This is a genomic window from Prosthecobacter sp. (assembly GCF_044373815.1).
GTDB lineage: Bacteria > Verrucomicrobiota > Verrucomicrobiia > Verrucomicrobiales > Verrucomicrobiaceae > Prosthecobacter.
On the sequence record NZ_JBIPNG010000307.1, the window covers coordinates 1 to 7,988 of the forward strand.

Sequence of the window (7,988 nt, forward strand, 5' to 3'; positions counted from 1 at the left end):
AACAGCATCATGAAGAAGCCGAAGGTGCCGAGGAAAGTGTACTTATCGACCCAGGTGGCCTCATAGACGCCCCAGGAGCCCGGTGTCATGTGACGCTCCAGCGTGGTGGCGATGATGACGTAGCGCTCGAACCACATGCCAGCGTTCACGAACATGCAGACGATCATGACGACCCAAACATTGTGACGGCACCAGCGGCTCCAGAAGAGCTGCGGGGCAAACACGTTGCAGCTGAACATCCAGTAGTAGGCCCAGGTGGAAGGACCGGTGAGACCACGCAGCGTGAAGGCGGCGGCTTCATAAGGATTGGCGCTGTAGTAGGCCACGAAGAGCTCCATGCAGTAGGCGTAACCGACGATCGTACCTGTGAGCAGGATGATCTTGGCCATGTTGTCCACGTGCTTGGCCGTGATGAGGTCATCCAGGCCGTAGATGCGGCGCACTGGAAGCATCAGGGTCAGCACCATCGCGAAACCACCGAAGATGGCGCCTGCGACGAAGTAGGGCGGGAAGATGGTAGTGTGCCAGCCAGGAACGATGGAGGTGGCGAAGTCGAAGGACACGACGGAGTGCACGGAGAGCACCAGCGGTGTGGAGAGAGCAGCCAGAAGCATGTAGGCGGTCTCATAGTGGCTCCAATGGCGATTGCCACCGCGCCAGCCGAGGGCGAAAAGACCGTAGAGGAACTTCTTCAAACCTGGGCGGCAGCGGTCACGCAGCGTGGCAAGGTCGGGCACGAGACCCAGGAACCAGAACACGGCAGAAACGCTGAAGTAAGTCGAAACGGCGAACACGTCCCAGAGCAGGGGAGACTTGAAGTTCTGCCAGATGGCGTTGGCGTTCGGGATCGGTGCGAGGAACCACACCATCCACACACGGCCGACGTGAAAGGCCGGGAACAAACCGGCGCACATCACGGCGAAGATCGTCATGGCTTCCGCAGCGCGGTTCACTGACGTACGCCATTTCTGGCGGGTGAGGAACAAGATGGCGGAAATGAGCGTACCGGCGTGGCCGATACCGATCCAGAACACGAAGTTGGTGATGTCCCAAGCCCAAGCGACCGGCTGCTTCTGACCCCAGACACCGACGCCGGTGGAGATGAGGTAGGTAAAGCAGAAGACCATCAGTCCGGTCAGCAGCACGGAAGGCACAAACAGGATCCACCAGAGGGCGGGCTGCTTGTTTTCCACGATGCCGCAGATGCGATTCGTGATCCACGAATAGGAGCGGTTGTTCAACACCAGCGGCTCGCGTTCGAGGATGCGCGGTGTGTTAGTAGCTGTAGCGGAGGCGTCCATGTGTCCGGTTTAGAATTGGTTGTTGCTCCACACGGCGATGTTTTCTGCGCCGGGCATGTCCTTGTTCGGATTGCGCAAACGGGCGAGGTAGCTCGTGCGAGGGCGGGTGCCGATGTACTTGAGCAGCTGGTAGTTGCGGGGCGCTTCCGGGATGCTCTTCGTTGGATCCTTGAGATCTTCGTAGCCCTTGATCTGGACGATGGCGCTGTTTCTGTCGGCCAAGTCCCCGAAGACGATCGCTTCTGCCGGGCAGGACTGCTGGCAGGCGGTTTTGACAGTGTCGGTCGGCACGCGGAAGTCCTTGGTGTCGCGCTGGACCTGCTTCTGCAGGATCTTGGCGGATTCGAGGCGCTGCACGCAGTAGGTGCACTTTTCGATGACACCGCGCATACGGACGGTGACGTTCGGATTGCGCTGAAGGCGGATGCTTTCGTCCTCACGCTTCTCGCCCAGAGGGCCAGCGTAAAGATTGCCAACTTTCAAGCCGAGCACGCTGGTTTCGATCAGCGGGTTGCGCTTGTTGTAGTCGAACCAGTTGAAGCGGCGGGCGGTGTAAGGGCAGTTGTTCGCGCAGTAGCGGGTGCCGATGCAGCGATTGTAAGCCATGGCGTTGAGGCCATCTGGCGTATGAACGGTGGCGTTCACCGGGCAGACGGTTTCGCACGGAGCGGATTCGCACTGCTGGCAGGCCAGCGGCTGGTGCACCATTTCGGCGTTCTCGAGCTGCTCGGGTGTCGCGTTGTCTTCGGCCCAGGTGCTTTCCTGTTCGACTTCGTTCTTGCCCCACTTTGGCACGGCGAAGTAGCGATCCATGCGGATCCACTGCATCACGCGTCCTTTGCGGACCTGATCTTTGCCGACGACTGGAATGTTGTTTTCGCTCTGGCAGGCGACGATGCAAGCCGTGCAACCAATGCACTTGCTGAGATCGATCGACATGCCCCACTGGTGCTGCTTCTCGTAGTCGAAGCCGTCCGGGTTCTCTTCGGATTTCACCCCGACCTGGCCTTTGTAGAGGGAGATGTTTTCCGGGATGTGGCTGTCCATGCCGGTCTTCTGCGCGAAGGCCACATCTTTGTTGAAGGTGTCGAGCGTGCCCTCACGGTACACCGCGCGGCCTTCCATCGTATTCTGAGCCTGCGTGATGGCGAGTTCAGCGATGGCGGAGAGCACTTCAATCTTGGCACCGCTCAGGACGAAAGAGCCGGGCTTCGTGCGCAGAACGTAAGCGTTCACGCCGCGGTCACCACTGACCATGCCGACGCCGATCTGACCGTAGCCGAGAGGCAGGGTGATGGAGTTGGACACATGTCCGGGAGCTTCGATGGCGGGGATTTCGATCGAAATATCGCCAACGGTAATTTTGACGTGCTGGCCTTCCTTGAGACCCAGACGGCGGAAGGTCACAGAACCAATCCAAGCCGCATTTTCCCAAGTGAGTTTCGTCACCGGATCGGGAGCTTCCTGGAGCCAAGCGTTGTTGACGTAGCGGCCGTCATAGACGCTGGAGTCGGCCACGAGGACGACTTCGAGAGCATCATCCGTCGGAGCGACGACAGGCGTGGCTTTGGCGAGGATGCCAGCAACGGCGGCGACGTTCGGAGCCGTTGTTGCCTTGGCGTAAGCGGAGCCTTTGAGGAAGCCGTCACGCAGGGTGAAATTCCATTTCTTTTCGTCGAGGCTGCCAGCCACGGCGGCGAAAGTATCGCGCACGGCGGTGTAGGCGGCGTCTTCGGCGGGGGCAGCAGGTGCGGCACCGGCGGCGGCTGGCGCAGCGGCTTCGACCGGGCCAAGCTTTTTGCGGCCAAGCAGCGCAAGCAGGACTTCCACACGGCTTGCACCGTCATAGAGAGGGGCGATCATCGGCTGGACGATCGAGTAGGTGCCATCAGCAGCACGGACATCACCCCAAACTTCAAGGTAGTGGGCAGCTGGAATGTGCAGCGCGGCCTGACGAGACGTGACGTTTTTCTGAGTGCCGACGTGAATGAGCTTCACGCCTTTGTCAGCCACGAGTTTGGCCAGTGCGGTAGCGTCTGGGGCGTCGTAGTAGAGGCTGGAAGGAGTCAGCGAAAGGAGGGTCTTGACCTGACCGCCGGCAATTGCCGTCTGGAGATCGGCGAAGTTGCCGAGTTCAGGGGAAGCAGCGCCTTGAAGAAGTTCGATGGTCGAACCGTAAGCGCCAAGGGCGTTGTTGATCGAAGCGACCAGCGCATGCACTTCCGCGCCGTAGCGGGAACCGGCGAGGACAAGGGCCTTGCCTTTGTTGTCGATCAAATCACGCACTGCAGGTGCGATCCACTCTTTGAGGCTGGCGGGTGCGGTGTCGGCCAGAGCCTTGGCGGAGGCGTCTCCCAACTGGGCAGCGATCACAGCCGCAGCCACAGGGATAAGACTTGCCGCGAGCGGCTTGCGATGATCAGCCATGCCGCCGGTCAGCGTGTAACGATTTTCCAGGACGTAGAGGCGGTTCATTTCCGCTTCGGTCGTTTCCTTCGTCTTAGCACGATGCTTGGTGAAAGCAGAGATGGGCTCGCCTGCCACGGGGTCCACCCCGAGGAAGTCGCAGTCCAGGGAGAAAATGCGCATCGCGGAGCCGAGCTTCACGAAGGACTTCACATCAGCGCCCAGCACTTCCTTATTGGCAGCGGCCTGGCCTTCGCCACCCACCGCTTCGTATTGGAACAGTTTGATCTGCGGGAAGGCAGCCTTCACCTCACCCAGCAGGCGCTGGTAGGTCGGGGAAGTCGAGGCGCCCATCACGACGCCAAGGCTGGCACCCGAGGACTTTTTCGCTTCATCGATGGCTGCGGCGAGCAGTTCGTTCGCCTTGGCCCAGGAGAGTTCCTTGCCAGCGCCCATCGGCTTCTGGGAGCGCTCAGGATCGTACAGATCCAGCACGGAGGCCTGTGCAAAACTGTTGAGCCCTCCACCCAGTGGGTGCAGCGGATTGCCAGAAAGGTGCGTTGGACGGCCTTCATGCGTGGTGACCACCAGAGGCACACCACCACCGTTTTGCGGCATCGTGGTTGCGTACAGGAGCGACTTGCCCGGCACCATCCATTCGACGTGCTGGGTGTAAGGCAGAATGTTGACGAGGGGACGGCGGCAGCTGGCCAGGCCCATCATGCCCACGCTGGCACCCATGATCTTCAAAAATTCACGACGGCTGTTTTCACGCTCTTCGTCGTTCAGGCTGTCTCCCTCAGGGAATTCCTGGCCCAGATTTTTCAAGAAATCTTCACGACGGTCCAATTCGGCGACACTGCGCCAATAGCGCTTGGCGTTCTGCGGCTCCTCAGGATGCTTCCAAATACGTTTCATGTGTCAGTAAAAGGGGCGCGGGGGTTAGCGATGGCAGGTGGTGCAGGATTCCGGCGGCTGAATCTGCCAGTGCTTCTTGATCTGGGTGCCCACTTCAGTCTGGGTCACGTTTTTACCGTAGGTTTTCTCAGCGAGAGCAACGATCTGTTCAAGACTGTCAGCTTTGGCGCCTTCACCGCCGATGGTGGTGGCGATCTCGGCTGCTGGAACCTTCTTGTCGATAAGAGTCTTGTAGAACTCGTCACGCTTCAGGTCACTGGGCTGGTAATCCAGCTTGGTGACGAACTCGAGAGGGCGCAGGTTCTTCTCAGGATTGCGGTGGCAGTCAAGGCACCAGCCCATCGACTGCGGCTGATCGTGTCGGACGACTTCCATTTCGTTGATCTTGCCATGGCAGGAAACGCAGGAGACGCCGCGGTTGAGATGCGCGCTGTGATTGAAGTAAACGTAGTCAGGCGACTTGTGGACCTTGACCCATGGGATCGACTTGCCGGTTTCGTTGGCTTTGATCACCATCTCCAGCTTGGGAGAATTGCTGCGGATGTTGCCTTTGCCCGGGCCATGGCAGTTGAAGCAGGTCTGGTTGGTCGGCACGTTCGAGTGACTGGAGGTCTCTACGAAGCTGTGACAATACCGGCAGTCCAGCGCGAGCTGTCCTGCATGAATTTTATGTGAAAATGGCACTGGCTGCGTCGGCTCATAACCTAAGCGAGTGTATTTCGGTGTGAAGTAGTAGGCAATGCCGACACTCACGCCGAAGGCAATGAACACGACGGCAATGGCGAGCTTGAGAGGCAGCCAGTTGCTCCAACGCGGAAAAAAGTTACCCATAGAAAGTGTCGGAAAGATGAGCTTGTGAAATATTTCACAAGGAATTCCAGAATAGGGAGACGACAGCATGTTTGCAACCGTCATCTTAATTTTTTTGAACTTTTATACGCGAATCTTGTCTATTGCGAATCTGTCTCAAAAAAATGCGGCTGAAGGGTGCTTCTTCCCGCCTCTCGGTTCAACCCCACTCGACCCAGAGCACATTGTGCTCAAAATCCAGGGTCACGCGGTAATCCTCCAGCAGATAGGTACCCAGACGAGACGGCCCGGGCATCACATCCACCTGCGCAAAGGGGTAATAGGATCCGAACAGCCCGAGCGCCTTGAACTCCAGCACACGCACATTCGCCTCCTTGGGAGTCTGCGCGCCACCGACGCCTGTGATCAGGTAGTTTCCTCCCACATCCCAGCCGCCATTCTTGTAGCCAAGCAGTTCGGCGACGCGCCGGTCCAGCTGCACACCGAAAACAGAACCTGAGTCGACCACGGCCTCCCAGGAAAGGCCACGACATTTGAGCAGGGTCGTCGGCACGCCGTGTTTCATGCTGAGGCTGGCCTTGTGCATGTGCTTGCGCACCTGACCTGGAAAACTGCGGGTGATGCCAAACTCAAACTCCTCCTTCAGAAAATCGAGCGTCGCATACTTGCAGTTCCTGGCCAGCATGTTCACGCCCAGCAGGGAGATCCCCAGATGCTCCTTGAGAATGCCCGCACCCAGAGTCGTGCGCTGCATGCGGACGATGCAAGGCAGGTTTTCCAGACGCCAGGTGCCGATTTGCAGCGTCGGAATGATGGCTGCCATGCCCGGTACGTTTTCCAGCACTCCAGCCATGGTGGGCCGAACCTGCGGCACCGTGCGCATGCCGTACTCCACCGCTTGCTCGGCATCGAACACGCTCAAGGCTGCCCCAGTGTCGAGCATGTACTTTGTCGGTTTGTAGCCATTGAGGCTGACTTTGAGGTAGGGGATGCCCCTCTCATAGTACATGGGAACCTTAACCACACCTTCTGGCGGCGGCACGCTGTTCGTTCGTATGTTCAAGCCGCCTTTGCTCGTCGGCTTGAGTTCGGAGGCTGAGATCGCCTGCGCCTGCAACTGCTTCTGCACCGCCTCTGGCACCGCCTCTCTTTTCACCGCAAACGAGTCGGCACACCCGGTGAGACATGCCATGGCGATGATCGTCAGCGCCATTCTTAGGACGATGGTGAAATGCAGACCATTCATAGTATGTGAGCCATCCATTGTGGGATTGCCACTGTCAACCAGCAGCGCTCATAAGAGTTGCGGCTCACCGCTCCAGCCAGAGCATATTGCTACGAAAATCCACCGTCAATCGAGTGCCCTGCCAGAACCGTGAACCGACACGCTTGGGCCCCGGCATGACATACAGAGTGGCTCCCGGATAAGTCTCCCCGCACAGTGTGGCCGCAGGCACCTGAATCGTGCGCGCACCCACCTGATCCGCCCGCACGCTGCCGCCGACGCCGCTCAAGATCAAACCTTCGCCCATGCCCATGCCATCATGCGCATGGCCCAGACGGGCGGCGGTGCTTTGATCGATCACGATGCCCCAGGTCGAACCCGAATCCACCACCGCGTCCCAGGAGATGCCACCGGAGCTGACACGAATGACGGGCATGCCGTTCACCCAGCGCACGGGCGTACGCGTCACCACACCTTGGGTGGGCTGAAACGTACCAGCGAAACCCAGCTCCACCGTGTTGCGCTGGTAGTCGATGGTCAGAAAGCTGCAATGCCGGCGCAAGTGATCCATGCCGAGGATGGCGCTGCCCAGTCCGTTGGGTCGAAAGCTGGAAATGCCACGCACCAGGCATCGTACGTTAGTGGCATGCCATTGGCCGAGGTCCATCGTGCTCATCACCGCCTGGCTGGCTCCCGCGATACCATGAACGCCGTGAATCTGCAGCCTGCACCCGCCGGAGGGAAGGAGACCGCAGTGGGTGGCCACATCAGGCTCGAAGACGCTCAGCGTGGCTCCGGTGTCCAGCAGCAGAGGAATGGCGCCCTGTCCGTTGATGCTGGCCATGACGTGCGGCGTCCCTGCACGCAGCTGCATCGGCACTGCCACATCCGCCCCGGGATTCTGCGGCCCGACCGGCAGAAACGGCATCATGCAAGATGACATCAAACACGCGATCAGAAGGGTGAAGAACGTTTTCATGCGGCTGGAGCATGATTACCTCCTTTCCGCGCATGCGCACCCGGTGCTTTTGCCACGAGGCAGGACGATTCGTTCAAATCACACACAAATCCTTGTGTGCAGCGGCGTATTATCGGAGATTTCCTTTTTGCCGACCTGAATGACAGCCTACCTGATTCGACGCCTATTGCTCATCCCGCCGACGCTCATCGGCATGACGTTGGTGGTGTTTTTGATCATTCGTTTCACTCCCGGCGGCCCGATGGAGCAGGCTCTGCTGGAAGCGCGCATGAAAAGCGACGGTCAGCGCGGCGGCACAAACCGTCAGCAATCCAGCGGCCTGACCCCAGCGCAGCTGTTGAAACTGCAG

The 7,988-nt window shown here is 59.2% G+C and carries 5 protein-coding genes and 1 pseudogene; 1 reads left to right on the forward strand and 5 read right to left on the reverse strand.

Annotated elements, in window-relative coordinates; translation table 11 throughout:
* From nrfD to ACIREA_RS21270, 5 genes are all read right to left on the reverse strand, one after another.
* Positions 1-1,301: NrfD/PsrC family molybdoenzyme membrane anchor subunit (nrfD, locus tag ACIREA_RS21250; protein ID WP_397384360.1), on the reverse strand; the 1,301-nt coding region annotated here is incomplete at its 3' end.
* Positions 1,302-1,310: 9 nt separating this feature from the next.
* Complete coding sequence (locus tag ACIREA_RS21255) at positions 1,311-4,625, reverse strand: TAT-variant-translocated molybdopterin oxidoreductase (protein WP_397384361.1); 3,315 nt, start codon at positions 4,623-4,625, stop codon at positions 1,311-1,313.
* A gap of 24 nt (positions 4,626-4,649) precedes the next feature.
* Positions 4,650-5,456, reverse strand: coding sequence for a cytochrome c3 family protein (locus tag ACIREA_RS21260; protein ID WP_397384362.1), 807 nt, complete (start codon positions 5,454-5,456; stop codon positions 4,650-4,652).
* A gap of 178 nt (positions 5,457-5,634) precedes the next feature.
* A complete protein-coding gene (locus ACIREA_RS21265) occupies positions 5,635-6,681 on the reverse strand; it encodes an aspartyl protease family protein (protein ID WP_397384363.1) in 1,047 nt (348 codons plus the stop codon).
* A gap of 64 nt (positions 6,682-6,745) precedes the next feature.
* The gene (locus ACIREA_RS21270) at positions 6,746-7,639 is read right to left on the reverse strand and encodes an aspartyl protease family protein (RefSeq protein ID WP_397384364.1); all 894 of its coding nucleotides are present in this window, start codon (positions 7,637-7,639) and stop codon (positions 6,746-6,748) included.
* A gap of 139 nt (positions 7,640-7,778) precedes the next feature.
* Here ACIREA_RS21270 and ACIREA_RS21275 point away from each other — a divergent pair.
* Positions 7,779-7,988 (forward strand): annotated as a pseudogene (locus ACIREA_RS21275) (ABC transporter permease); the annotation flags it as partial.